The organism is Paraburkholderia sp. SIMBA_027 (genome assembly GCF_046535315.1).
In the GTDB taxonomy this organism is placed as follows: domain Bacteria; phylum Pseudomonadota; class Gammaproteobacteria; order Burkholderiales; family Burkholderiaceae; genus Paraburkholderia; species Paraburkholderia tropica.
On sequence record NZ_JAWRWY010000016.1, the window covers coordinates 43,943 to 67,997 of the forward strand.

Here is a 24,055-nt window from a genome sequence, read left to right on the forward strand (position 1 = left end):
CGCGGCGCGGATCGCGGCGTAGTCGATCGAGCTTACTCGCGTTGCCGTCGCGGCGTATTGCCCACGCGTAACGGCATATTTCGGGCAAGGGCATCGACGCAATGGCGCGGCTCAAAAACAGGCGCGGCGCATGTCCCAAGGAACCATGCGCCGCGCATCCTCTCTGAAACCGGGCTGGCCGGCGATCTGCCTGTCGGGGTTGTCGACGTTGTCGTTATGCTTCGCGCAGACCGCTGGTTACTTGCCGACCTGATTGCCGATGATGCCGCCCACCGCCGCGCCGCCCACCGTCGACAGCGCGCTGCCGCCGATCACGGCGCCCGCAGCGCCGCCGACACCCGCGCCGATGGCGGTGTCGCGATCGCGTCGGGACATGTTGTCACAAGCAGTGAGACTGCCGAGCACGGCGACCAGCGTGGCGGCCGTGAGTAGGATGCGGGGACGGACGAGCGCGTTCATTGTCGACTCCTTGAAATCGGATATGCGATGCGGATCTCGCCGCCTATCGCAGGCCCGATTCGCACCTCCAGTACACCCATCCTAGCCACACGCCGCGTATCAGGGTGTGTGCGCTTGTCAGCGAGTTGTCGGAGTCGTTAAAAAATGTATCGGCGCGCCGCACGACGATCGTCGTGACGATTTTCATCGTGCGGCGCAGCGAAAAACCGCTTCGCTTACTGGCGCTGATAAATCTCCGCGCCTTGCTTGACGAACTCGACGGCCTTCACTTCCATGCCTTTTTTCAGGGCTTCGTCGTCGCTCATGCCTTGCTTCGCCGCGAAGTCGCGCACGTCCTGCGTGATCTTCATCGAGCAGAAGTGCGGGCCGCACATCGAGCAGAAGTGCGCGACCTTGGCCGAGTCCTTCGGCAGCGTTTCGTCGTGGAATTCACGCGCCTTGTCCGGATCGAGGCCGAGGTTGAACTGGTCTTCCCAGCGGAACTCGAAACGCGCCTTCGAGAGCGCGTTGTCGCGCACCTGCGCGCCCGGATGACCCTTCGCGAGATCGGCCGCGTGCGCCGCGAGCTTGTACGTGATGATGCCTTCCTTCACGTCGTCCTTGTTCGGCAGGCCGAGGTGTTCCTTCGGCGTGACGTAGCAGAGCATCGCCGTGCCGAACCAGCCGATCATCGCCGCGCCGATGCCCGAAGTGATGTGATCGTAGCCCGGCGCGATGTCGGTGGTCAGCGGCCCGAGCGTGTAGAACGGCGCTTCCTTGCACCAGTCGAGCTGGAGATCCATGTTCTCCTTGATGAGCTGCATCGGCACGTGGCCGGGGCCTTCGATCATCACCTGCACGTCGTGCTTCCACGCGATCTGCGTGAGTTCGCCGAGCGTCTTCAGTTCGCCGAGCTGCGCTTCGTCGTTGGCGTCGTAGATCGAGCCGGGACGCAGGCCGTCGCCGAGCGAGAAGCTCACGTCGTAGGCCTTCATGATTTCGCAGATCTCTTCGAAATGCTCGTAAATGAAGGATTCCTTATGGTGCGCGAGGCACCACTTGGCCATGATCGAACCGCCGCGCGAGACGATGCCCGTCATGCGGTTGGCCGTGAGCGGCACGTATTGCAGACGCACGCCCGCGTGAATCGTGAAGTAGTCGACGCCTTGTTCGGCCTGCTCGATCAGCGTGTCGCGGAACATTTCCCACGTGAGGTCTTCGGCCTTGCCGTTGACCTTTTCGAGCGCCTGATAGATCGGCACCGTGCCGATCGGCACCGGCGAATTGCGGATGATCCACTCGCGCGTTTCATGAATGTGCTTGCCGGTCGACAGATCCATGACCGTGTCGCCGCCCCAGCGGATCGCCCACGTCATCTTGTCGACTTCCTCGCCGATCGACGACGTGACCGCCGAGTTGCCGATGTTCGCGTTGATCTTCACGAGGAAGTTGCGGCCGATGATCATCGGTTCGCTTTCCGGGTGGTTGATGTTCGCGGGGATGATCGCGCGGCCGCGTGCGATCTCGTCGCGCACGAATTCAGGCGTGATTTCCTTGAGCGCGTCGGCGCCGAACGCCGCTGCGCCGAACGCCTGGCCCGGATGCTGGCGGCCCATCATTGCCGCGAGCTTTGCGCCGTTCGGGCCGCTCGACTTGAGGCTCTCGAGGTACTCGGCGCGACGCTGGTTTTCGCGGATCGCGATGTACTCCATTTCGGGCGTGATGATGCCCTGACGCGCGTAGTGCATCTGCGTGACGTTCTTGCCGGCCTGGGCGCGGCGCGGCGTGCGGTGCAGGCCCGGGAAACGCAGTTCGGCCGTGGCCGGATCGGCGGCGCGCTCGCGGCCGTAGTCGGAGGAGAGGCCAGGCAGCGCTTCGGTGTCGCCGCGCTTTTCGATCCACGACTGGCGCAGCGCAGGCAGACCCGCGCGAATGTCGATCTTCGCTTCGGGATCGGTGTACGGACCCGAGGTGTCGTAGACGTAGACCGGCGGATTCTTCTCGCCGCCGAAGCCCGTGGGCGTGTCGGCTTGCGTGATCTCGCGCATCGGCACGCGGATGTCGGGCTGCGAGCCGGTGACGTAGATCTTGCGGGAATTGGGCAGCGGCGCGATCGCGGCTTCGTCGACGTGCGCGTTGGCGGAAATGAATTTGGGATTCGCGTTCATGCGTCTCTCTCTCCATGAAGCAGTGGGGGAACAACGGCTTAGCAGGAGACGAAACGGAACGTGGACGGACTTCGCTTTGATGGATGAAGCAAGGCGATGGTGCTGCGAAGTCCGGACGCTTCCCTGCGCTGGCATTATCCAGATCAGGTTCAAAGGGTATTTCTCACCCGCGAAATACGCAGCTTGAGCATTCGTATGAATGGTTCGAAGCGGCGCATGACGCAGGACCCCCGCGTAAGCAGGCCAAACGATACACCGCGCTGCGACGATCTGGCAAGCGCGAATTCGCGCGCGATGTGGCAGGCGCGGCGCGTTTCGCGCGCGCGCTCATATAGCGATGCGCGCGGATTTCGCGTTGTTGGGGAGGGAGGAAAAGTGGTGGAAGAACCGCGAAGCCACGGCGCAAAGCCGCGCGTGCTTCGGGTGAAAGCTGCGCGTTATTAGAGCGATTAGAGCGAAAAATCGTCGGCGGCTTCGGGCTGAAACAGGATGCGATCGATCTTGAGCGTTTCGACGGCGCCGCTCGGCGGCGTGAAGCGCACGGTGTCGCCGCGCTTCGCGCCGAGCAGCGCAAGGCCCGCCGGCGAGAACACGTTCAGGCGTCCGGCTTCGACATTCGCGCCCGCCGGATAAACGACCGTGAAAGTCACCGGTTCGCCCGAGCGCTCGCTCACGAGCGTGACCTGCGAATTCATGGTGACGACGTTCGAGGCGACCTTGTGCGCATCGACGATCTCGGCGCGCTCGAGCAGCTCGTCGAGCATGGCCTGGCGCGCCGGGGCGGCGCCAGGTTCGGCGGCGCATTTTTCGAGGCGGGCGAGATCGAGTTCGGTCAGGTAACGGATTTTCTTGGACATGGCGGTTCTCCCGGCAATCCGGAAAAGTGAAAGGGATGAGGTGAGGGATCGTCGGCCCGGAGCCTGGCCGAACGGCTCCGGAAGCGGAGGGTGGTTCAGCGCGGGCGCCGGGCGGCGGCTTGCGGGGCGTGGTAGCCGGTGGACTGGCCGGGTTGGCGCGGGCGTCGTCGAGCGAATGCGCGTGCTGGTGCGCGGGCCGCCCGTGCGCGCACGACCGCGCCGCGCAACGGGCGCGGCGGCGGGCAAACGGCGAGGATCGGGGGCGATTGGCGCATCAGTATCGACGAAGCAAAAAAGTGGACGAAAAATCGTCTGAAAGTAAATCGAAAGGATGTGTCATCCTAGCACGGTCTCGAAAATCGGGGGCGAGGGCGGCCGGATCGACGCTGCGTTTCGCCCGGATCGGGACACCGTTGCGCGCACGCAGCGCCCCCACGCATAAAGGCGCTGCGCGGCGTCCGCAATGAAGCACGTTGTTGCATAATGCGTGGCGCCCGTCCGAGCTTTCAATCGTGTTTCGGGCGCGTTCAGCTTCGCCCTCATCGGCACGCTCTCTCGCACTTTCGCTCCGCTCTCCGCCTCCATCATGCCGTCGCGCTTTGCTCGTCCCGTCCCACGTCCGGCGGGATGCCCGTGCTTCGTCCGTTCCCCTTCCAGCGCCGCCACGGAGCATTGACGATGCTGCCCCGTTTGCCTTCCGGCCAGACTGCTTTGTCGCTCGCACAAGGGCTCCTTCTCGGTCTCCTTCAAGCGTTGATACGGGCGGGCGCCTGGTGCTGGCGCAGTGCGCGCGCCCTGCGCCTGCCGCAGACGCGCAGCGGTCGCGTCGCGCTGTCGCTTGCGGTCGTCTACTTCGTCTGGGGCTCGACCTATCTCGGTGTGCACGTCGCGCTCGGCTCGTTTCCGCCGCTCTTGCTCTCGGGCCTGCGCAACCTGCTGGCGGGCATCGGTCTGTTCGTATTCGCGATGCGGCGACGCCCCGTCATGCCCACGCTCGCGCAGGTGCGTAACGCGGGTGTCGTCGGCACGCTGCTGGTCGGGCTGTCGAGCGGCATGCTCGCGTACGGCATGCGCACGGTCGGCACCGGCACGGCGGCCGTGATGGTCGCGACCGTTCCCTTGTTCGCCACGCTGATCGCAGCGGCTGCGGGCCGGCGTGTCGCGAAAGGCGAATGGGCGGCGGTCGCGCTCGGTCTCGTCGGCATCGCCATTCTGAGTCACGGCGGCGGCGCGAGCGGCACGGCGGGCGGGTCGCTCGCGATTCTCGGCGGCGCGCTGTTCTGGGCAGTGGGCGCGCATCTGGCGGGACGGCTCGAATTGCCGTCCGATCTCTTCATCGCCACGGCCTTGCAGATCGGCCTCGGCGGTGCGATCTCGACGATGGTCGCGTGGATCACCGGCGAGCGCATGGGCACGCTGCACTTCCTGCCGTTCGTCGCCTTCGTTTATCTGATGCTGATCGGCACGATGGCCGCGTATGTCGCGTATGGCTATCTGATTCGCCAGACAAGTCCGCTCGTGGCGAGCAGCTGCATGTACGTGAATCCGGTGGTGGCGGTGGCGCTGGGCGCGGTGATGCTGGGCGAGCCGATCACCACGGGGACGATCGTCGCGACGGTGCTGATTCTCGGCAGCGTCGGACTCTCGTTTTTCTTCGACGACAGGCGCCGGACAAACTGATTCGATCTGCGATTCACGCAGATTGTCCGGATGGCCAGGTGATTGCCAGGTGTTTGCCAGGTACTGGATTTTCTTCTTCGATTCGCCGCAAAACGATGAAAAACGGCGCGCACAGCGCAGCCGTTTTTCACCGAGGCCCGCCGCTTACTTCGCCTGCTCGGCGGTGTTCGAAATGGCGTGACCACCTGAAGAAATATCCTGGCCAGCGCCCGCCACGGTGTTGCAGGCGGCCAGTGCCGCAGCCGACGCGGCAACGAGAAGCAAGGCAATCAGGCGTTTCATGAGGGATTCCTCCACGATTAAGGGAATCCTCCTCCAGCACGCGGCGTGCCTGACGCCGTTTCTCTCCCTCCCGATTCTGCTTCGAGCCCTTGTTTCAAGGGCTATTCGCGATTTTTCCGCCAGATTGTCCGCGTGCTCGGGACCGCTGCTTGCGCATAGCGAATTGCCACATCAGCCGCATCCAGGGGGAAAAACGGGAGAACGACGCCATGCTTCATTACGCCATCGTCTTTTTCGTGATCGCGCTCATTGCCGCCGTGTTCGGCTTCACCGGCATTGCGGCGGGCGCGGCGGAAATCGCCAAGATCCTGTTTTACGTCTTCCTCGTCGTGTTCGTCGTCACGCTGCTGCTCGGCGTGCTGCGCGGCTAGCGGCCGGTAGTCGCCGTCCGCGACCGCGCGCGAACCCAAGTCAGCCTGCCAACCGTTCGAAGGAGAGTCAGATGTCGAAGTCACACGCTTCGTTTGAGATCGATCTGAAACGCGTGCGCGAAGATGCGCGACGCAATCTGGAGCAAGGCCCGGTCACGCCGGGCTACGGCGCGGACCGCGAAACCGTGCTCAAGCTGCTCAACGATTCGCTCGCCACCGAGCTTGTTTGCGTGCTGCGCTACAAGCGGCACTACTTCATGGCGAAGGGGATCGAATCGGAATCGGTGGCGGCCGAGTTTCTCGAGCACGCGACCGAGGAAGAACAGCACGCGGACATGCTCGCCGCGCGCATCGTGCAGCTTGGCGGCGAGCCGGATTTTTCGCCCGCGCACCTCGTCGAGCATTCGCATTCCGAGTACAAGGAGGGCAAGGACCTGCACGACATGATTCGCGAAAATCTGATCGCCGAGCGCATTGCGATCGAGAGTTATCGCGCGATCATTCATTACCTCGGCGACAGCGACACCACCACGCGGCGCATTTTCGAGGAGATTCTCGCCGTCGAGGAAGAGCATGCCGACGACATGACCGATTTGCTCGATTCGGGCAAATAGGCGTGTCGACGGCGGGATTTGCCGTGACGGTCAGGAAGTCTGCGCGCTCGCGTTCACGCGCGGGCGCGTGGCGAAATGCACCCACGCGGCCAGCGCCGTGAAGCCGAGTCCCGCCACGCAGACGCCGACCCAGCCGAACGCATGCCACGTCGCGGCGCCCACGGCCGAGCCGGTCGCGCCGCCGATGAAATAGCAGACCATGAACACGGTGTTCACGCGGCTGCGCGCTTCGGGCCGCAGTGCGTAGATGCGCGACTGATTCGAAATCTGCGCGGCCTGCACGCCGACGTCGAGCACCACGACGCCGATCACCAGACCGATCAGGCTTTTGCCCGAGAACGCGAAGATCACGAACGCGAGCGCCATCAGCGCGATCGACATCGTGATGACCGCGCGCGGTCCGCGTTTGTCCGCCGAGCGTCCGGCCCACGGCGCGGCCAGCGCGCCCGCCGCGCCGACGATGCCGAACAGCCCCGCGACCTGCGGCCCGAGATGGAACGGCTCGCCCGCGAGCAGCAGCGTGAGCACGGGCCAGAACAGGCTGAACGCGGCGAACAGGCAGGCGCCCGTCGCCGACGCTTCGCGCAGTCCGCGCAATTCCACCGCCAGATGCCACATCGAGCCGAGCAGCTTGCCGTAGCTCAGCGTCGACGTCGGCCGGCTTTTCGGCAGTTTTTTGATGATGACCACGGCGAGGCAGAGCAGCACCACGATCGACGCGCCGAACACCGAGCGCCAGCCGAAATACTGACCGACGAAACCGGCGGCGGTCCGCGCAAGCAGAATGCCGATCAGCAAGCCGCTCATGACGGTGCCGACGGCGTGGCCACGCCCTTCGGGCGGCGCGAGTTCGGCGGCGAACGGCACGGCTTGCTGCGCGATGGTCGAGAGCACGCCCATGGCGAGGCTCGCGCCAATCAGCACGGGCAGCGTGGGCGCGGTCGTGGCGACGAGCAGCGCGCAGCAGAGCAGCGCGGTCTGCATCAGGATGATGCGGCGGCGGTCGAAGCGGTCGCCGAGCGGCGCGAGCAGCAGCATGCCGGCGGCGTAGCCGAGCTGCGTCGCGGCGGGCACCGCGCCGATCCATGCCGCGCCGCCCGGGAAGGCCTGGCGGAAGTCGTCGAGCAGCGGCTGGTTGTAATAGATGTTCGCGACCGAAATGCCCGCGATGGTCGCGAGCAAAAGCAGGAGGCCGCGCAACGACCGGCTGTCGCCGGCGGTAGCGGATTCGGATGTGGGCATGGGCGCTGGGTCGGCCGTTCGCGGCGGAACGGCCCGATACGTAAAGGGCAGCCCGGCGCGGGGCCGGGCGTGCCGATCATACCGGAGCGCGGGGGTTTCTGCTGGCGCCGCTCCGTCGCTGCGGATGCCGTCGCGCGCGAGCCTGACGATGGTCAGACACCGCTCAGGCGATCAATTCGCCCGACGGTTCGTGAAACGGATACGGGCCGTCCGAGGCCTCCACATAAGCGTGATGCGTGACGATGCCGCGCGCGGCGTCGTAGCGGTGCAGCGCGAAGGCGGGCGGTTCGAGCGTGAACGAGGAGGGTGCATCGGCCGCGAGATCGAGCGTGACCTGATGCGCGGGCGCGGGCACCGCGCTGGCGATGGTGCCGCCGAAGCGCACGAACATCGGCCGGTGCACATGGCCGCAGAGCACGCGCTCCACGTTCGGATGCTGCGCGATCAGCGCTTCGAGCGCGCGCGCGGCGGGCTCGTCGAGACGGATCGCATCCATATGCGCGATGCCGCAATCGAACGGCGGATGATGGAGCGCGACGATCACCGGATGCCCGCGCGCCGCGTCGAGTTGCTGCGCGAGCCAGCCCAGCCGCGCCTCGCAGAGCGTGCCGCCGCTGCGGCCCGGCTGCATCGAATCGAGCGCGATCACGCGCAGCGCACCGAGATCGACGACGTATTGCACGAAATCACCGGGCGCGCGCGCCTGCAGTTCGGCGCGTTCGCCGAACACCTCGCGCAAGCCCTCGCGTCCGTCGTGATTGCCGATCAGCAGCCAGTAGGGAATCGCCAGCGTGTCGAGCAGCGTTTTCAGATGCCGATACTCGTCGGCGCTGCCGCAATCGACCAGATCGCCGGTGATGAGCACCGCGTCGGGACGCGGCGCGAGCGCGTTGAGCCGCGCAATCGTGCGCGCGAATTGCGCGGCGGTATCGACGCGCCGGTACGCGAGCGCGCCCGGCGGCTTGATGTGCAGATCGCTGATCTGGGCGAGCAGCATGTTGACCTCGATTGTAAAAGTTACGCGAAGTTACGCGAGCGCAATCAGCGCTTCCGGTGCGATGGCGATGCCCACGGGCGTGCCGCGCGCGAGTTCGATGCGGCCCGCCACGTCGATGAACAGCGCATCGGGCGCGGCGCCGCCGATCGTCAGGCGCGTGCGTTCGCCGAGAAACGTCGCTTGCTCGATCGTGCCGCGCAGCGCGGCGGCGGCGGGATCGGCGAGCGTGGCGTCTTCGGGGCGGAAAAAGAGTTCGTTCGCGCCGCTGCGGCTGTTGCCCGGCGCGCGGACCGCGCCGCCCGTGGTGCAGAGCATGCCGTCGCGCCACTCGCCCGCGAGGCGATTGAGCGTGCCGATGAACTGCGCCACCGCGCGGCTCGCGGGTCGGTAATAGATGTCGCGCGGCGTGCCGATCTGCTCGATGCGGCCATGGCTCATCACGACGATGCGGTCGCCGAGTTCCATCGCTTCGGCCTGGTCGTGCGTGACGTAGACGGTCGTCACGCTCAGCTCGCGCAGCAGCGTGTTCATTTCGCCGCGCAGCGTGTCGCGCAGACGCGCGTCGAGCGCGGTCAGCGGTTCGTCGAGCAGCAGCACGCGCGGGCGCGGCGCGAGCGCACGCGCCAGCGCGACACGCTGGCGCTGGCCGCCGGAAAGCTGCGAAACGGGTTTGTCGGCGTGCGCTTCGAGACGCATCATCGCGAGCAGTGCGTCGACGCGTTCGCGCGCGTCCGCGCCGCTCACGCGCTGAATCTTCAGACCGTAGCCGATATTGCCGCGCACGTTGAGGTTCGGAAACAGCGCGTAATTCTGGAACACCATGCCGACCTTGCGGCGCTCGATGGGCAGGGCCGTGACGTCGTCGTCGCCGAACGCCACGCGGCCGCCCGCGTCGGGCGTCTCGAGGCCGGCGATCAGACGCAGCGTCGTGGTCTTGCCGCAACCCGACGGGCCGAGCAGCACGAGCGTCTCGCCCGCGCCGATGCTCAGGTCGAGCGGCTCCAGCACGCGCGTGCCGCGAAACGTTTTCGCGCACTGCGTGAGCGTGATCGGCATCGAGTCGAGTTTCATTGCGGGCTTCATTCGGCTTCCTCAGTATGAGCGGCATGCGCGGCGGCGGCGCGCTTCGTCTGGGCGCCCGTCGCGTCCACGCCGAGCCACTGCATCGCCACCAGCAGCGGCATCGTCATGATGAAAAACAGGATCGTGTACGCGCTGCCGACTTCGATGCGCAGCGACGCGTAGGTATCGGCGAGACCGACGGGCAGCGTCTTGGTGTCGGGCGTGTGCAGCATCCACGTCAGGTTGAATTCGCCGATCGAGAGCGTGAGCACCGCGAGCGCGCCCGCCACGATGCCGGGGCGCGCGTTCGGCAGCACGATCGTCATGAAGCGCTGCACGAAGTTCGCGCCGAGGCTCGCCGCGCCTTCTTCGAGCGTGCGCAGATCGCCGGAGGCGCACACGGCCGCCACCGGCCGCACCATGAACGGCAGCGTGAACACCACGTGCCCGACCACGATGAAGGCCGCGCTCATGCGAAACGCGGAGAAGCCGCCGTAGACCACCAGCAGCGCGAGCGCCGAGGCGAGGCCGGGCAGCGCGACGGGCATCACGAGCAACTCTTCGATCACGCGCGAGAGACGCGTGCGGCTGCGCGCGAGCGCATAACCGGCGGGCACGCCCGCGACGAGCGTGACGGCGAGCGTGGCGGCCGCGACTTCGAGCGAGAGGAACACGGAGTCGTGATACTGCGTCCAGACCTGGTCGAGCCAGCGCAGCGTGAGGCCGCTCGCCACGCCGCGAAAATAGTTGACGGTGAGGCCCGCGAGAATCGACATCACGACCGGCACCACGAGGAAGGCGCAGGTGGCGAGCGTGATGGCCCATTGCGCGGCGGCGAGCCACGCGCGCGCGCCGGGCCAGACGAGGCGTTTGCGGCGCGCGGCGGGCGGCAGGGACGGAGAAGAGGACGTGGCGATCGTATTCATGCTTCGTTCGGATGACGTCGAGGATGCGGCGGTGTCGAGGGTGGCGCGGCTCACGCCGTTGCCGCCACCGAGGCGCCCGTCAGGCTGCGCGCGAGCGTGAGCACGGCCCACGTCACCGCGCCGAGCACGATCGACAGGCCGGCCGCCGTCACCATGTTCGCGTTGAGCGTGAACTCGGTGTAGATGGTCATCGGCAGCACGTCGATGTCGGTGGCGAGCGTGAAGGCGGTGCCGAAGGCGCCCATCGCGGTGGCGAAGCACACCGCGCCCGCCGCGATCAGGCCCGGCGCGAGCGCGGGCAGGATCACGTCGCGCATGACGCGCCACGGCGACGCGCCGAGCGAGCGCGCGGCTTCTTCGAGCGAGGCGTCGAGCTGGCCCGCGACCGCCATCACCGTGACGATCACGCGCGGAATCGAAAAGTACAGATAGCCCGCGAACAGGCCCGCCATCGAATAGGCGAACACCCAGCGCTCGCCGGTGAAGCGCAGCGCGAGCGCGCCGATCAGGCCCTGGCGGCCCGCGAGCATGATCACCATGAAGCCGACCACCACGCCTGGAAACGCGAGCGGAAACGTGAGCAGGGCGACCAGCGCGCGTCGGCCAGCGAAACGGCGGCGCGCGAGCAGGAGGCCGCAGATCGTCGAGATCGCGAGCGTCGCGGCCGTGACGGCGGCGGAGAGCAGCACCGTCGCGAGCAGCGCGCTCATGTAGCGGCCGTTGCCGAGCAGTGCGGTGTAGGTGGCGAACAGATGGCCGTCGGCGCTGACCTGGACGAGCGCCACCATCGGCAGCAGCCAGAACGCGAGGAAGATCGCGAGCGCGGGCGCGATGAGCGCCACGCGCCAGCGCAGGGGAAACGTGAGATCGTGCATGGCGAAACGAAAGTGGACGAACGTGGCGGGTGTGGCGAACTCAGCGCGCGCTCAGTGCATGACTTGCAGATAACGCTCGCCGAAGCTCTGCTGCTGCGCGGCCATCTTCGCGAAATCGACCGGTTTGGCGCGCGCGTAATCGCTCGCGGGCAGGAACTTCGCGGCGGCTTCCGGCGACAGCGCGTTGGCGCGCACGGGACGCAGATACGCGTTGGCCCAAAGCTTCTGGCCTTCGTCGGAGAGCACGAAATCCAGCACTTTCTTGCCGTTGTCGGCGTGCGGCGCGTGCTTCACGAGGCTCATCACATAGGGCACGGAGATCGTGCCTTCCTTCGGAATCACGAACTCCACATTGGCGTGATCCTTGTACTTCGCGCGATAGGCGTCGAAGTCGTAGTCGAGCAGGATCGGAATCTCGCCCGACAGCACGCGCGCGTAGGCGGTCTGCTTCGGCACGATCGGCTGGTTCGCCTTGAGCTTGCTGAACCATTCGATAGCGGGCTGGAAGTTGTCGAGCGTGCCGCCGAGCGCGAGATTCACGGCGACGGCGCCCGCATAGCCGACGAAGGCGCTCGACGGATCGAGGTAGCCGATCATGCCTTTGTACTCGGGCTTGAGCAGGTCCGCCCACGAGCGCGGCACCGGCTTGCCGTCGAGCGCGTCCTTGTTGACGAAAAAGCCGAGCGTGCCCGAGTGGATCGCGAACCAGTAGCCTTGCGGGTCTTTCAGGTTGGCCGGAATGTCGTCCCAGTGCGCGGGCTTGTACGGCGCGATCACGCCTTTGTCCTTCGCCTGGAACGCGGACGACACGCCGAGATACACCACGTCGGCGACCGGGCTTTTCTGCTCGGCCATCAACTGCGCGATCGACTGGCCCGAGTTCTTGTTGTCGAACGGCACGCGGATGCCGGTCTTGCGCTGGATCGCCTGGATCTGGCTGGCCCAGTCGGCCCATTCGGGCGGGCAGTTGTAGCAGATCGCGGTGGCGTCGGCGTGCGCGAGCGTCGGCGCGGCGAGGCCCGCCGCCGCGAACGAGAGCGCGAGGCCGAGCATGGCGGCGCCGCGGCGCGCGAGTGCGGCGAGCGGATGGCGGAAGGCGAGTCGGTGAGTCACGTCGGGGCTCCGGATCGGATGGGCGTTGTGGCGCGCAGGTGGGCGCGGCCCGTTGTGTCGTGGGCGAGAAGGGGGCGGACGGCGAGGCCGGGTAAAAATCGATGCGCGAAGCGGCTATGAAGCGGCTATGAAGCGGCTATGAAGCGGCTATGAAGCGGCTATGAAGCGACTACGGCGCGCTTACGACGCGATGCTGCTGCGTGCGCGCTGTGCGGAACCCGCATGCGCCACGCTGGCGATGGCCGCGATCGTGCCGCCTTCGCGCAGCGTGTGCGGCAGCGCGAGGCCGAGCGACGGACCCGAGTACTCGCCGCCGATGCGCGCCATCAGACGCTGCCACGCCGAGCGGCCGATCTCGCCGTTGGGCGTGCCGATGCTCGCGAGCGGAGGCGCGAGCAGCTCGCTGACCGCGAGGCCGTCGAAGCCGAGGATCGACATGTCCTGCGGCACGCGCATGCGCGCGCGGCGCAGGCCGCGCATCACCACCATCGCCAGCAGATCGTTGCTGCAGAAGAGGGCGGTGGGGCGCTGCGGGCCGGTCGTCAGATGCGCGAGCACCGACGGCGCGAGTTCCGCCGCGTTGAAATCGATTTCGAGCGCGGGTGCGGGCGTGAGACCCGCTTGCTGCATCGCCTGCGCGTAGCCGGCGTGACGCTGGCGCGCGCGGTCGGAGGCGGCGAGCGTGCCCGCGAGCATCAGGATGCGCCGATGACCGTGGGCGATCAGCGTGCGCACGCCGTCGAAAGCGGCCTGGTGGTTATCGACGGACACCGACGGGCGGCGCTTGGTGTCGTTGTGCATGAGCACGTAGAGCGGGCCGTCGGCGTCGAGTTCGTCGAGGAGCGGGTGCGTATCCGCGTCGGCGACCGTCAGGATCAGGCCCTCGACGCGTTGCGCGCGCAACGTTTCGATCGCGTGGCGCTCGCGCTGCGCGTCGTATTGCGTCGTCATCAGCATGAGGCGGAAGCCTTGGGCGGACGCCAGCTCGTCGATGCCCTGCAGACATTCCGCGAAGACCGGATTGGCGAGCGTTGGCAGCACCACGCCGATCAGACGCGTGCGTTCGCCGCGCAACTGGCGCCCGAGCGGGCTGGGGCTGAACTTGAGCGCGTCGATGGCTTCGCGCACGCGGGCGAGCGTGACCGGATTGACCGTGTGCGGCGCGTTGATCGCCCGCGACACGGTGGCGATCGAAAATCCTGCGTGTGCGGCGACATCTTTGATGGTTGACGTCATGCGACTGGCCCCGGGCGATGTAAACGTTTTCGACGGGGCCGATTATGAGAAACGCGTATGACGGAGCGATGACGGAGAGGCGCTTGGGAGGGGCGCGGTGCAATGGTAGAATCGCGTCCGCCCTGCCGGGGTGATGAAATTGGTAAACATAGCGGACTTAAAATAATTTGAGTGCCCAGCCGGAAACGGCCGGTGCAGAACCCCTCAAATTCGGCGAATCCCCTGGGGGCCCGCGGGCACCGAGGCAACGCCGAGCCAAGCCGGCTGATGCTGCAAGCGTCGGTACGGAAGGTGTAGAGACTAGACGGGGGGCGCCTAAAGTTGGCGCGGCGTGTTACGCGAAAGCGGCACGCGGCACGGCGATGGTGAAGGCATAGTCCAGCGCACGAACGCCCGCCTCGATGAGCGGGTGGCGTCGAAAGACGTAGTGTGACGAAAATCCGCCGCCTCACGGCTTGCCGGTTCGAGTCCGGTCCCCGGCACCAGATGTTGCTGTTCTTCCAGCGCCTACCGCTGGAATCATGAAACCCGCGATAGCGTCACGCTTCGCGGGTTTTTTGTTGCGCGCGCGGGAAACCGGCAGCGGGAATGTGGGGACGCGGAGTAACGCGCTAAACGGCAGAAAAGGGCGCGATCAAGCGGGTGCGAGCAATCGGTCCTGACGCTTCGCGATGCCTACGTAGCGACGCCGATAACGGCGCAATCGCGAACGCATCAACCGCGCGGCTTCCCGGCAAGCGACGCCAGGCGGACGATGCCGTTGCGCGATCAGCGGCTGCCGATCTGGCCGGTTCGCGGATTCACGAGCCGTGCAAAGCCGAACAAGGCAGCGATGGCGACCGGCGACGCGATGAAGAAAGCGGTAAGCATGATACGAGTTAAGACAAACCGTAACAAAGTGTTAAGTAAGTGTACCTCGGGCATGCGGTTTGAATATCAGGGAGAACGACAACAAACTGTTGCGCGACGGCAAGGTCGCTAAGAAAAACCCTTCTGCTTACCGGCGGAAAGGCTTGTGGGGCGGGGCGTTGGGGGTGGAGCGGGGAGAGATCAGATGCAGTCGAAGATTACTTCTACTGTCTGCGAGGTGACGCCGCGCAAGCCTTCGCTATGGACCTGGATGGCGTGCATTTCCTTCTTGCGCTTGTGGCAATAGGCTTGCGCTTCCTTGAGGCTGGCGCTGCGCACATGATTCCAGGAGACGAAATCCCAGCGCGCGCGGCTCGTGACCGAAAGGTGGCCGTCCTGTCTCGAATTCACGCCGGTGACCGACGTGCACGCCGTCAGCATGCCGATTCCAAGCAGCAGGACCCTTCCTTTCATGAATTCCCTCCGGATTGCGCACCATTGTCGCTGCCAGGTGCGCGCATTGGCAACCCGAAAGAAAGGTTCGCTAACCTGAGGCTTCTGCGCAGGCCGATGGGCGTCGTTTATCACGTCGCCGCAGGGTGCGCGTGAGTGCGCGAATGCGGTGAGCAGCAAGGCAGTCGGCGGGAAATGGCGATGCCGGACGGTATCGGCGGCATATCGGCGGCGGGCCGGACTGGAGCGGACAGCTACGCCTGAGCGCAGCGCGCGGACGGGCCACAATTTCACGAAACGTTTCGCGCAGGGCGAACGGGCGCACGGAGCGCGCGCTCAGGCACACAGCCGGCCGGCCGTGCCGCCAGGCCCTTCCGGCGGAACCCGGCCAGCGATCCAGGCGAGGCTTCAGTCGTGCGCGACGACGTTGCCGACCTGCGCCTCACCGGACACGAGGCAGGACGAGAGGAAGTTTTCCCCCTGGCTGCGCGCCCCGAGGGTCGTGAAACCGCGCGCGAGCGCTTCGAGGCGCACGAGTTCGGAACCCTTCGCGCAGCTGACCGAACTGCCCTCGTGCGCCTGCACGCGAGTCAGAATCCGGTTCCCGAGAAGGAGTGCGAGGACGATGACGATGCCAACATTGAATGCTTGTCTCATGATTTCATCTCCTAGTGCAATCAGACTAGCGCAGCCTTACGCCGGACGAATCCAGGAGTTTCCCGGCGATGCACTGCAACACATGCGGCGTGCGAAAAGCCCTGTAAATGCAGGGTGATTAATGATTCGGCATCCTGCTGTTGCTGCGTGCTGTCCGGTGCGCCTTGGTGGGCGCGGAACCGCGAAGTCGGGGCGTTGCGGCGACACGGCCATTGCGCCGCAACATTGCCGCGTCGCGTCAGATGAAACGTCAGCTAACGAATCTTGCTCCTGAGCGATCGTTGGCGCGCGCGACACGTCGACACGGCATTTTTCGGGCCTGTTTTCGCGATAGATGCGTGCATGAATGTATGCGCAATCCGTCGCAAAAAACACGGTCTAAACGACGCACGGCAATCCGATTGATTCGCTGCTTGATGTCCGGATTTCCTCCGCTCGCTCAGACTCAAGCTCCCACGATAATCAGATGGCCTGAGCAATTTCGGCGAAAGATGGAAGCGCCGGCGAGCTTGCTTTGTCCCCACTCGCTTCGCCGCTTTGCGCTTCATCAATCCGGCTTGAAAACCGCTGGCCGATGCTGCACCATCGATGGTCCGGTCCCTTTTTTGTGAGCGAGGTGAGCAATGCAGCTGATTGGCATGATGGATTCCCCGTACGTGCGTCGCGTGGCGATTTCGCTGCACGTCCTCGGGCTGTCTTTCGAGCACCAGAGCGTGTCGGTGTTCCGGCACTACGACGCGTTCGCGAAGATCAACCCGGTCGTCAAGGCGCCGACATTCATCGACGACGACGGCACGATGCTGATCGACTCCACGCTGATTCTCGATTTCCTCGATCACAAGGTCCCGGCGGCGCGCCGTCTGATGCCGGAGGAGACGCAGGAGCGCACGTTCGCGCTGCGCGTGAACGGTTTCGCGCTGGCGGCGATGGAAAAGACCGTGCAGCAGGTGTACGAGCGCCAGTTGCGCCCCGAGGATCGACAGCACGAGCCGTGGTTCGAGCGGGTCAACGCGCAGATGCATGCGGCGTACGCCGAACTGGAGCGCCTCGTGAGCGGGCGCGAGGGCTGGCTCTGCGCGGGCCGGATCACGCAGGCGGACATCACGGCGGCGGTGGCGTGGCGTTTCACGCAGCACATCCTGCCGGGCACGGCCGATCCGGCGCGCTATCCGGCGCTGGCCGCGCTGTCGCGGCGCGCCGAGGCCTTGCCGGAGTTCGTCGCGACGCCGCTGGAGTGAGTGCGCTGGCGCGAGGAACCAGGACGCAAGCAGCAGGGCAGCGTTCGGCGCACAACCCCGTGCGGCGCGCCCCTGCGACGATTGTTCGCGATTGACGACAAGTGACTTCGCGTCCAGCCCATTTATCGGCGGACGCTACATTCCTAGAATGGCTTCCATGGAATCGCCGCTGCGTCATGCAGACGCGGCGGCCACAGCGGGAGCCGTCATGAAATCCTTTATCGAACGACAACTGTATCAGCCAGCACTGGTCCTGCCGATGGTGGACCTCATGCAGCTGATGGTGTCGCTCGACTTCAACATGAGCCAGGTCGGCTTCATGGTTGCCACGCGCGGCGCACGCGCTGCGGTGCTGCGTTCGCGCGAACTCTGGTGCGCTAGCCGCGGCTGCGAGCGCGTGCACTAAGGCCCGTGCTTTTTTGTTTCCCCCCCGACGCGCAGCGGCATCGCCCGTTTGCTGTTGTGGCGTCACCCTGTGAGCCGCCTCATGTTCCGAGGCGGCTCTTTTTTTCGCCGATTTCCGTGAGTTCTGTGTGAAGCGCCGTCGGCCGCGCTCGCGCGGCGCGTGCGCAGCGCGGCGTAAGATGGCGCGAGCGCGGCATGCGCCGTGCGCGACCTGGACCCTTCACACGAAGCACACGAAGGAGAGCGGCATGGCACAGCGATTCGATGCGATCGTGATCGGCACCGGGCAAAGCGGTCCGCCGCTGGCGGTGCGTCTCGGCGCGAGCGGGCGCAAGACGGCGATCATCGAGCGCGCGCAGTTCGGCGGCACGTGCGTGAACGCCGGTTGCACGCCGACAAAGGCCTGGGTGGCCTGCGCGCGCGCGGCCCATGTGGCGCGGCACGCCGGCGAGTACGGCGTTCGCATCGGCAATGGCGCGCTCGGCGCGCATCGCGACGATGTCAGCGTCGATCTCGCTTTTATCAAGGCGCGCAAGGACGCGATCATCGGCGCGTCGCGCGACGGCGTGGAGCACTGGCTGCGTAACGCTCAAAACGTCACCGTGTTGCAAGGACACGCGCGTTTCACCGGGCCGCATTCGCTGAGCGTGACGTCCGCGAACGGCGAGTCCGAGTCGCTCGAAGCCGACGAAATCTTCATCAACACCGGCACGCGCGCCGCCGTGCCGCCTGTGCCCGGACTCGACCGCATCTGGTACGAAACCAACTCCGGCATCCTCGACCTCACCGAATTGCCCGCGCATCTCGCGATCTGCGGCGGCAGCTACGTGGCGCTCGAATTCGCGCAGATGTTCCGCCGCTTCGGCAGCCAGGTCACGGTGCTCGTGCGCGGCGAGCGCATTCTCGCGCGCGAGGACGACGACGTCGCCAAAGCCGTGCACGACGTGCTCGCGCGCGAAGGCGTGGTGTTCCGCTTCGGCACTTCGCCGAAAAGCGTGGCGCCGCTCGGCGCCACGCCCGCCGACGGCATCCGCATCGAGCTCGGCGACGACACGCTCGACGTGTCGCATCTGCTGTTCGCGACCGGCCGTATTCCGAATACCGATGATCTCGGCCTCGACGCCGCGGGCATCCAGCGCGACGCGCACGGCATCATCGCGGTCGACGGCCAGTTGCGCACCAACGTCGACGGCGTGTGGGCGCTCGGCGACGTGAACGGGCGCGGCGCGTTCACGCACACCTCATACGACGATTACCAGATCGTCGCGGCGAATCTGCTCGACGGCGCGCATCGCAGCGTCGATACGCGCATTCCGGCCTACGCCGTGTTCGTCGATCCGCCGCTCGCGCGCGTGGGCGCAAGTGAGCGCGAGGTCCGCGCAACGAAGCGGCCTGCCTTGATCGCGACGATGCCGATGTCGCGTGTCGGGCGTGCGCGCGAGCGCGGCGAGACCGCGGGTTTCATGAAGGCGCTCGTCGATGCGCAAACGCACAAGATTCTCGGCGCGAGCCTCTTCGGCATCGAGGGTGACGAGGCAATTCACTGCTTCATCGACATCATGACCGCCGACGCGCCCTATACGACGCTGCAATACGCAATGCACATCCATCCCACGGTCAGCGAACTCGTGCCCACGCTGCTCGACGGACTGAGGCCGCTCGAATGAACGACAGTACGGCGCGGCCGCGTGGCGGCAAGACCGGCAACCTCTTTTCGGCGATCGACGTCTATGCGGGCGACGAGCGTTTCGATGCGCTGCTCAAGCGCGACGGCGTGCTGATCGAGCGCATCGTCTCGACGGGGCAGACGAGTCCCGAGGGCTTCTGGTACGACGATCCGCGCGAGGAATGGGTGGTGCTGCTCGCGGGCGCGGCGGCGCTGGAATTCGAGGCGCAGGGGAGCGTGCGGCACGGCATGCTGCCCGGCGACTATGTGCATATTCCGCCGCATTGCCGGCATCGCGTGGCGTGGACCGATCCGGCGCTGCCGACGGTCTGGCTCGCGGTGTATTTCGATACGCGTGCCGAGGTTCGCGCCGAAGCGAGCGACGAAGTGCATAACGACAGCCACGCGGCTGCGCAAACCTCCACGAACGGGTAAGGTGCGGGTGTTCCGCCACTCGACTACGTTTCCATGTCACGCCAGACGCCGCTGCGCATCGCGCTCGTTTCCGACACGCACAATCTGCTGCGCCCCGAATTGCTGAGCTTCGTCGACGGCTGCGATGCCATCGTGCACGCGGGCGACATCTGCGAGCCTGGCGTGCTGGAGACGCTCGCACGCATCGCGCCGCTGACCGCCGTGCGCGGCAACAACGATCGCGGTGCGTGGGCCGAGGCGCTGCCGGTGCAGACGCGGCTGGAGATCGGCGGGATCGCGATTGCGGTCGTGCACGAATTGCCCGATCTGCGCGGCGATCCGCGCGCGGACGGCGTGGCGATCGTCGTGAGCGGACACTCGCACAAGCCCGCGCTCGATACGCGCGACGGCGTGATCTACGTGAATCCGGGCAGCGCGGGACCGCGCCGTTTCAGCTTGCCGATCTCGGCCGCGATGCTGACGATCGATGTCGGCGGCGCGCCGCGCATCGAGCACGCACGGCTGATCGAATAAAGCGCGCCGGGCGCGCATCGCACGAACGCCAGACGCAAAAAAGGCCAGCGCAAAGCTGGCCTTTTTCATGGCGTCGCCGATTCGGGAACCGGCGTATCCGTGTGTGACTTACACGCGCGCGGGCATGGCCGTCGCGTAGTCGTCGTCCATCTCGCGGGCGAGACGCACGCCGCGCAGCACCGCATGCGCTTCTGCCTTGGTGCCGACGCTCGGCGCCGAGCCCGGCAGCGGACGGCGCGCCGTTTCGTGCAGCGCCAGCACCGAGACGATACCGACGACCGCCGCGCCCATCAGATAGTACGCGGGCATCATGAGGTTCTGCGTGTGCTCGACGAGCCAGGCGGCGACCAGCGGCGTCGTGCCGCCAAACAGCGAGACCGAGACGTTGAAGCCGATGGCGAGCGCGCCGTAGCGGATCGCGGTCGGGAACAGCGCGGGCAGCGCCGAGGGCATCACGCCCGTGAAGCACGACAGCAGCGTGCCGAGAATCATCAGACCGAGGAACACCGGCACGACCGCGCCCGTCTGGATCAGCGTGAGCGACGGAATCGCCAGCACGATCAGGCCCACACAGCCCGCGAGCATCACCGGCTTGCGGCCGATGGCGTCCGAGAGGCGGCCGAACGCGATCGTGAGGGGCACCATCAGCACCATCACGGCGAGCACGAGGAAAAGACCGTGCGTTTCGTTGAAGTGCAGCGTCGCCGACAGATAGCTCGGCAGATACGAGAGCGCCATGTAGTCGGTCACGTTGAAGATCAGCACGAGGCCCACGCACAGCAGGAAGGGGCGCAGATGCTGGGTCAGCAGCGAGTGGAGCGTGAGCTTCGGACGCGCGGTTTCTTCGGCTTCGCGCAGTTCGGCTTCACGCTTGAACGCCGGCGTTTCTTCGAGCTTGGTCCGGATGTACAGGCCCACGATCCCGAGCGGACCCGCGATCATGAACGGCACGCGCCAGCCCCAGTCGAGCAGTTGCTGATGCGAGAGCAGGGCGGTCAGCACGGCGACCGTGCCCGCGCCGAACACGTAGCCCACCATCGTGCCGCATTCGAGGAAGCTGCCCATGAAGCCGCGGCGCTTGTCGGTGGCGAATTCGGCGATGAAGGTCGCCGCGCCGCCGTACTCGCCGCCGGTCGAGAAACCTTGCACGAGACGCGCAACCAGCAGCAGCACGGGCGCCGCGATGCCGATCGAGTGGTACGACGGAATCAGGCCGATGGCGAAAGTGCCGCAGGCCATCATGATCATCGTCATCGCGAGTACGCGCTGGCGGCCGATACGGTCGCCGAGCGGGCCGAACACCATGCCGCCGATCGGGCGCACGAGGAACGCGGCCGCGAACGTGCCGAAGGTGGCGATCAGTTGGGCCGACGGGCTGCTCGACGGGAAGAACACCTGGCCGAGCGTGACGGCGATGTAGCTGTAGACGCCGAAGTCGAACCATTCCATGGCATTGCCAAGGGCCATGGCGCCGACGGCGCGTTTGAGGAGGCTGTTGTCGACGATCGTGATGTCGTCGAGGGTAAGGTCGGACTGGGCCGACGCGCCGGAAGTGGAAGCGGTCAAGGTCTGCATCTCCAATGACTGCGACGAACTCCAGGAGAGCTCGCCACGGTTGCCGGAGAGTGCCGTTTCGCGATAGCGGCAGCCGTTCGTGCGCGGCGCGCGATGCGCATGGGCTCGCCTGGGGCGAAACCGGGCCTGGCCGGACGCACGATGAGCGTGATCCGGCGGCGCACGAAAGTGCATGCTGAAGTGTCGCGAAACGACACTCGATCGAATTGTGATTAAGCTTGGCGCCTGCGTGGCCGTAGAGGGGGGCAGGACGCTTGAGGACACTGGGCTGTCACGGAGTGTGACTGCAAAGTGCCGCTGAACGAAAAAGAATCACCGCGTGGCGGCGCGTTCTTTTTGTGCGAGCGCATTCAGCTGAAAAGGCGTTTTCGGGCGCCGGACTGAATGCAATTGATGGCTAATGCCTGTTGAACGAAGCGACATGATAGCACGATAACGGAAGATCGTGCAAACCGGCCCGTCAGCCGGGGCGCCGGGGAGGCGCGCCAGCCCTTATGCGGCAAGGGATTCCGGCGATTTCGCGGTGCAGCAAAAAACGTCGGTCGCGATGACGAGTGGCATAAAACGCGCGTAAAAAAACCGCGCACGAGGCGCGGTTTTTGCAGGGCTTTCCACGGTGTCGATCGGCAAAGGGCCGGATCGGCGCGCGGATGGGCGGACAATCAGCCTTGCGTCGGCGGCACGAAGCCCGACGCCTGATCGGCGCCTTCGCCGAAGAAGTACTTTTCGGTCTGCTTCATCAGGTACTGGCGCGCGCGCGGATCGGCCATGTTCAGGCGGTTCTCGTTGATCAGCATGGTCTGCTGCTTGAGCCAGCCCTGCCAGGCTTCCTTCGACACGCTTTCATAGATGCGCTTGCCGAGTTCGCCCGGCAGCGGCGGAAAATCGAGACCCTCGGCTTCCTTGCCGAGCTTCGCGCATTGAATCATACGGGCCATGCTGTGCTTCTCCTGTAGTCGTATGGGGAATGGGCGGCGCGCTCAGAGCTGTTTCATCAGCACGAGCGACTTGCGCTGCCAGTTATAGAGGCGGCGGCGGTCTTCGGGCAGGTCGTCGACCGTGGCCTTGACGAAGCCGCGCTTGAGGAACCAGTGTTCCGTGCGCGTGGTGAGCACGAAGATGCGCGTGAGGCCGCGCGCGCGGGCGCGCTGCTCGATGCGGCGCAAGAGGCGCTCGCCGTCGCCGGAACCTTGCGCTTCGGGCGAGACGGTGAGGCACGCCATTTCGCCGATGCGTTCCTGCGAGTACGCGTACAGCGCGGCGCAGCCGAACAGCACGCCATCGTGCTCGATCACCGAGAAATGGTCGATGTCGCGTTCGATCTGGTGACGGCCGCGGCGCACCAGCGTGCCGTCGCTTTCGAGCGGCTCGATCAGCGTGAGAATGCCGCCGACGTCGTCGGGCGTGGCCTCGCGCAGACTTTCCAGATTCTCGTACGAGATCATGGTGCCGACGCCGTCGTGCAGGAACAGTTCGAGCAGCAGGCCGCCGTCGAGCGCGTAGGGAATGATGTGCGCGCGGCCGACGCCGCCGCGGCAGGCGCGAATCGAGTGCTTCAGATAGAAGCCCGCGTCGCCGAGCACGGTGCCGCCTTCCTGGAGCCGGTAGGCGTCGTCGAGCGACATTTCGCGGATCAGCCCGCCTTCCTCGTCGATGAGACCCTGCGTCTCCGTGAGGAACACGATCTTGTCGGCGCGCAGCGCGATGGCCGCCGCCGACGCGACGTCTTCCATCGACAGATTGAACGCCTCGCCCGTGGGCGAGAAGCCGAGCGGCGAAAGCAGCACGAGCTTGCGGCTCGCGAGCGAATGGCGGATCGAGTCGGCGTCGATCTTGCGGACCACGCCGGTATGCTGGAAGTCGACGCCGTCGAGAATGCCGACCGGGCGCGCGGTGACGAAGTTGCCCGACACGACGCTGATGTGCGCGTGCGCCATCGGCGTGTTCGGCAGACCCTGGCTGATCGCGGCCTCGATGTCGAGACGCACTTCGCCGGCCGCTTCCTTCGCGGATTCGAGCGCGCGGGCATTCGTGATGCGCATGCCGTGCGAGAACTCCGACTCCACGCCGTGCAGGCTCATCTGCTCTTCGACCTGCGGGCGCGAACCGTGCACGAGCACGATCTGGATGCCCATGGCCTGGAGCAGCGCGATGTCGGCGACGAGCGCGTTGAGCAGGTTCTGGTGCACGACCTCGCCGCCGAATCCGACGACGAAAGTCTTGCCCTGGAATGCGTGGATGTAGGGCGCGACCGATCGCATCCAGTCGACGAACTGCGCGTGCTGCGCCACCTGCTGCGCGGCTTGCTGGGACGCGGGGTCCGAGGCGGCGGCGGCGGCCGGCGCGCCTTGGGTGGCGGGGACGAGGTCGGTTTGGGAATTCATGCCCGGGATTATAATGCGC

At 66.1% G+C, this 24,055-nt stretch carries 24 protein-coding genes and 1 riboswitch; of the genes, 8 read left to right on the forward strand and 16 right to left on the reverse strand.

Translation table 11 applies throughout. From position 1 onward, the window contains the following. Positions 1-237: 237 nt before the first annotated feature. The 3 genes from SB764_RS27825 to SB764_RS27835 all read right to left on the reverse strand — a co-directional run bounded on the left by SB764_RS27825 (position 238) and on the right by SB764_RS27835 (position 3,463). Positions 238-459, reverse strand: a complete 222-nt coding sequence (locus tag SB764_RS27825; protein ID WP_065060320.1) for a glycine zipper 2TM domain-containing protein — start codon at positions 457-459, stop codon at positions 238-240. A 215-nt stretch (positions 460-674) separates the two neighbouring features. Next, on the reverse strand, positions 675-2,606 hold the full coding sequence (gene thiC, locus SB764_RS27830; protein ID WP_065060319.1) for a phosphomethylpyrimidine synthase ThiC: 1,932 nt from the start codon (positions 2,604-2,606) through the stop codon (positions 675-677). Positions 2,607-2,708: 102 nt separating this feature from the next. Beyond that, positions 2,709-2,848, reverse strand: a riboswitch (TPP riboswitch). Positions 2,849-3,055: 207 nt separating this feature from the next. After that, positions 3,056-3,463 carry a GreA/GreB family elongation factor gene (locus tag SB764_RS27835; RefSeq protein ID WP_065060318.1) on the reverse strand — a complete coding sequence of 136 codons (408 nt, stop codon included), beginning with the start codon at positions 3,461-3,463 and terminating at the stop codon, positions 3,056-3,058. Between the two features lie 678 nt (positions 3,464-4,141). On the opposite strand from SB764_RS27835, the gene SB764_RS27840 reads away from it, so the two are divergent. Continuing rightward, the gene (locus SB764_RS27840; protein WP_183714238.1) at positions 4,142-5,143 is read left to right on the forward strand and encodes an EamA family transporter; all 1,002 of its coding nucleotides are present in this window, start codon (positions 4,142-4,144) and stop codon (positions 5,141-5,143) included. Positions 5,144-5,287: 144 nt separating this feature from the next. Here SB764_RS27840 and SB764_RS27845 read toward each other — a convergent pair whose 3' ends face one another. After that, on the reverse strand, positions 5,288-5,425 hold the full coding sequence (locus tag SB764_RS27845; RefSeq protein ID WP_074984383.1) for an entericidin A/B family lipoprotein: 138 nt from the start codon (positions 5,423-5,425) through the stop codon (positions 5,288-5,290). Between the two features lie 209 nt (positions 5,426-5,634). Here SB764_RS27845 and SB764_RS27850 point away from each other — a divergent pair, with 209 nt between their 5' ends. Next, on the forward strand, positions 5,635-5,796 hold the full coding sequence (locus SB764_RS27850) for a DUF1328 family protein (RefSeq protein ID WP_065060314.1): 162 nt from the start codon (positions 5,635-5,637) through the stop codon (positions 5,794-5,796). Between the two features lie 71 nt (positions 5,797-5,867). Then, complete coding sequence (locus tag SB764_RS27855) at positions 5,868-6,410, forward strand: bacterioferritin (RefSeq protein WP_065060313.1); 543 nt, start codon at positions 5,868-5,870, stop codon at positions 6,408-6,410. 30 nt (positions 6,411-6,440) lie between these two features. Here the strand turns inward: SB764_RS27855 and SB764_RS27860 are convergent, their stop codons facing one another. The 9 genes from SB764_RS27860 to SB764_RS27900 all read right to left on the reverse strand — a co-directional run bounded on the left by SB764_RS27860 (position 6,441) and on the right by SB764_RS27900 (position 15,820). Continuing rightward, a complete protein-coding gene (locus SB764_RS27860; protein ID WP_074984384.1) occupies positions 6,441-7,652 on the reverse strand; it encodes an MFS transporter in 1,212 nt (403 codons plus the stop codon). 163 nt (positions 7,653-7,815) lie between these two features. Then, a complete protein-coding gene (locus SB764_RS27865; RefSeq protein WP_110328245.1) occupies positions 7,816-8,649 on the reverse strand; it encodes a phosphodiesterase in 834 nt (277 codons plus the stop codon). Positions 8,650-8,679: 30 nt separating this feature from the next. Further along, on the reverse strand, positions 8,680-9,720 hold the full coding sequence (locus SB764_RS27870; RefSeq protein ID WP_410865809.1) for an ABC transporter ATP-binding protein: 1,041 nt from the start codon (positions 9,718-9,720) through the stop codon (positions 8,680-8,682). Positions 9,721-9,728: 8 nt separating this feature from the next. Then, the gene (locus tag SB764_RS27875; protein WP_183714235.1) at positions 9,729-10,637 is read right to left on the reverse strand and encodes an ABC transporter permease; all 909 of its coding nucleotides are present in this window, start codon (positions 10,635-10,637) and stop codon (positions 9,729-9,731) included. Positions 10,638-10,687: 50 nt separating this feature from the next. After that, a complete protein-coding gene (locus tag SB764_RS27880; RefSeq protein WP_110328247.1) occupies positions 10,688-11,512 on the reverse strand; it encodes an ABC transporter permease in 825 nt (274 codons plus the stop codon). 51 nt (positions 11,513-11,563) lie between these two features. Further along, complete coding sequence (locus SB764_RS27885; protein WP_322007739.1) at positions 11,564-12,565, reverse strand: ABC transporter substrate-binding protein; 1,002 nt, start codon at positions 12,563-12,565, stop codon at positions 11,564-11,566. 240 nt (positions 12,566-12,805) lie between these two features. Beyond that, entirely contained in the window at positions 12,806-13,861 is a 1,056-nt protein-coding gene (locus tag SB764_RS27890; protein ID WP_065060307.1) for a substrate-binding domain-containing protein, read from the reverse strand. A gap of 1,050 nt (positions 13,862-14,911) precedes the next feature. Next, positions 14,912-15,184 (reverse strand): hypothetical protein, encoded by a 273-nt coding sequence (locus tag SB764_RS27895; protein WP_065060377.1) that lies wholly within the window; start codon positions 15,182-15,184, stop codon positions 14,912-14,914. A gap of 387 nt (positions 15,185-15,571) precedes the next feature. Further along, complete coding sequence (locus SB764_RS27900) at positions 15,572-15,820, reverse strand: hypothetical protein (RefSeq protein ID WP_065060306.1); 249 nt, start codon at positions 15,818-15,820, stop codon at positions 15,572-15,574. Between the two features lie 623 nt (positions 15,821-16,443). Between SB764_RS27900 and SB764_RS27905 the strand changes: the two genes are divergently transcribed. The 5 genes from SB764_RS27905 (at position 16,444) to SB764_RS27925 (ending at position 20,077) form a co-directional block, all read left to right on the forward strand. Then, a complete protein-coding gene (locus tag SB764_RS27905; protein WP_065060305.1) occupies positions 16,444-17,058 on the forward strand; it encodes a glutathione S-transferase family protein in 615 nt (204 codons plus the stop codon). A gap of 208 nt (positions 17,059-17,266) precedes the next feature. Beyond that, the gene (locus SB764_RS27910; RefSeq protein WP_183038814.1) at positions 17,267-17,464 is read left to right on the forward strand and encodes a hypothetical protein; all 198 of its coding nucleotides are present in this window, start codon (positions 17,267-17,269) and stop codon (positions 17,462-17,464) included. A gap of 247 nt (positions 17,465-17,711) precedes the next feature. Further along, entirely contained in the window at positions 17,712-19,130 is a 1,419-nt protein-coding gene (locus SB764_RS27915; protein WP_321865339.1) for an FAD-containing oxidoreductase, read from the forward strand. Next, positions 19,127-19,564 carry a cupin domain-containing protein gene (locus SB764_RS27920; protein WP_183714221.1) on the forward strand — a complete coding sequence of 146 codons (438 nt, stop codon included), beginning with the start codon at positions 19,127-19,129 and terminating at the stop codon, positions 19,562-19,564. The genes SB764_RS27915 and SB764_RS27920 overlap by 4 nt, the downstream gene beginning before the upstream one ends. A 33-nt stretch (positions 19,565-19,597) precedes the next feature. Continuing rightward, positions 19,598-20,077 (forward strand): metallophosphoesterase family protein, encoded by a 480-nt coding sequence (locus SB764_RS27925; RefSeq protein WP_410865749.1) that lies wholly within the window; start codon positions 19,598-19,600, stop codon positions 20,075-20,077. A gap of 108 nt (positions 20,078-20,185) precedes the next feature. On the opposite strand, the gene proP is transcribed toward SB764_RS27925, so the two are convergent. The 3 genes from proP to argA form a co-directional block, all read right to left on the reverse strand. After that, positions 20,186-21,643: a glycine betaine/L-proline transporter ProP gene (proP, locus tag SB764_RS27930; RefSeq protein ID WP_065060374.1), complete on the reverse strand. Its 1,458-nt coding sequence runs from the start codon at positions 21,641-21,643 to the stop codon at positions 20,186-20,188. Positions 21,644-22,314: 671 nt separating this feature from the next. After that, on the reverse strand, positions 22,315-22,590 hold the full coding sequence (locus SB764_RS27935) for an oxidative damage protection protein (protein ID WP_065060302.1): 276 nt from the start codon (positions 22,588-22,590) through the stop codon (positions 22,315-22,317). A gap of 42 nt (positions 22,591-22,632) precedes the next feature. Further along, positions 22,633-24,036: an amino-acid N-acetyltransferase gene (argA, locus tag SB764_RS27940; protein WP_065060301.1), complete on the reverse strand. Its 1,404-nt coding sequence runs from the start codon at positions 24,034-24,036 to the stop codon at positions 22,633-22,635. Positions 24,037-24,055: the final 19 nt, after the last annotated feature.

Excerpts from the sequence above, each read along its gene's own strand:
- SB764_RS27935 (WP_065060302.1), bottom strand. The coding sequence starts at position 22,590 with ATGGCCCGTATGATTCAATGCGCGAAGCTCGGCAAGGAAGCCGAGGGT.
- SB764_RS27850 (WP_065060314.1), top strand. The coding sequence starts at position 5,635 with ATGCTTCATTACGCCATCGTCTTTTTCGTGATCGCGCTCATTGCCGCC.
- SB764_RS27925 (WP_410865749.1), top strand. The coding sequence starts at position 19,598 with ATGTCACGCCAGACGCCGCTGCGCATCGCGCTCGTTTCCGACACGCAC.
- SB764_RS27840 (WP_183714238.1), top strand. The coding sequence starts at position 4,142 with ATGCTGCCCCGTTTGCCTTCCGGCCAGACTGCTTTGTCGCTCGCACAA.
- SB764_RS27885 (WP_322007739.1), bottom strand. The coding sequence starts at position 12,565 with ATGCTCGGCCTCGCGCTCTCGTTCGCGGCGGCGGGCCTCGCCGCGCCG.
- SB764_RS27855 (WP_065060313.1), top strand. The coding sequence starts at position 5,868 with ATGTCGAAGTCACACGCTTCGTTTGAGATCGATCTGAAACGCGTGCGC.
- SB764_RS27860 (WP_074984384.1), bottom strand. The coding sequence starts at position 7,652 with ATGCCCACATCCGAATCCGCTACCGCCGGCGACAGCCGGTCGTTGCGC.
- SB764_RS27870 (WP_410865809.1), bottom strand. The coding sequence starts at position 9,720 with ATGAAACTCGACTCGATGCCGATCACGCTCACGCAGTGCGCGAAAACG.
- SB764_RS27880 (WP_110328247.1), bottom strand. The coding sequence starts at position 11,512 with ATGCACGATCTCACGTTTCCCCTGCGCTGGCGCGTGGCGCTCATCGCG.
- SB764_RS27910 (WP_183038814.1), top strand. The coding sequence starts at position 17,267 with ATGAAATCCTTTATCGAACGACAACTGTATCAGCCAGCACTGGTCCTG.
- SB764_RS27865 (WP_110328245.1), bottom strand. The coding sequence starts at position 8,649 with ATGCTGCTCGCCCAGATCAGCGATCTGCACATCAAGCCGCCGGGCGCG.
- SB764_RS27915 (WP_321865339.1), top strand. The coding sequence starts at position 17,712 with ATGGCACAGCGATTCGATGCGATCGTGATCGGCACCGGGCAAAGCGGT.
- argA (WP_065060301.1), bottom strand. The coding sequence starts at position 24,036 with ATGAATTCCCAAACCGACCTCGTCCCCGCCACCCAAGGCGCGCCGGCC.
- SB764_RS27835 (WP_065060318.1), bottom strand. The coding sequence starts at position 3,463 with ATGTCCAAGAAAATCCGTTACCTGACCGAACTCGATCTCGCCCGCCTC.
- thiC (WP_065060319.1), bottom strand. The coding sequence starts at position 2,606 with ATGAACGCGAATCCCAAATTCATTTCCGCCAACGCGCACGTCGACGAA.
- SB764_RS27875 (WP_183714235.1), bottom strand. The coding sequence starts at position 10,637 with ATGAATACGATCGCCACGTCCTCTTCTCCGTCCCTGCCGCCCGCCGCG.
- SB764_RS27845 (WP_074984383.1), bottom strand. The coding sequence starts at position 5,425 with ATGAAACGCCTGATTGCCTTGCTTCTCGTTGCCGCGTCGGCTGCGGCA.
- SB764_RS27825 (WP_065060320.1), bottom strand. The coding sequence starts at position 459 with ATGAACGCGCTCGTCCGTCCCCGCATCCTACTCACGGCCGCCACGCTG.
- SB764_RS27905 (WP_065060305.1), top strand. The coding sequence starts at position 16,444 with ATGCAGCTGATTGGCATGATGGATTCCCCGTACGTGCGTCGCGTGGCG.
- SB764_RS27920 (WP_183714221.1), top strand. The coding sequence starts at position 19,127 with ATGAACGACAGTACGGCGCGGCCGCGTGGCGGCAAGACCGGCAACCTC.
- SB764_RS27895 (WP_065060377.1), bottom strand. The coding sequence starts at position 15,184 with ATGAAAGGAAGGGTCCTGCTGCTTGGAATCGGCATGCTGACGGCGTGC.
- SB764_RS27900 (WP_065060306.1), bottom strand. The coding sequence starts at position 15,820 with ATGAGACAAGCATTCAATGTTGGCATCGTCATCGTCCTCGCACTCCTT.
- SB764_RS27890 (WP_065060307.1), bottom strand. The coding sequence starts at position 13,861 with ATGACGTCAACCATCAAAGATGTCGCCGCACACGCAGGATTTTCGATC.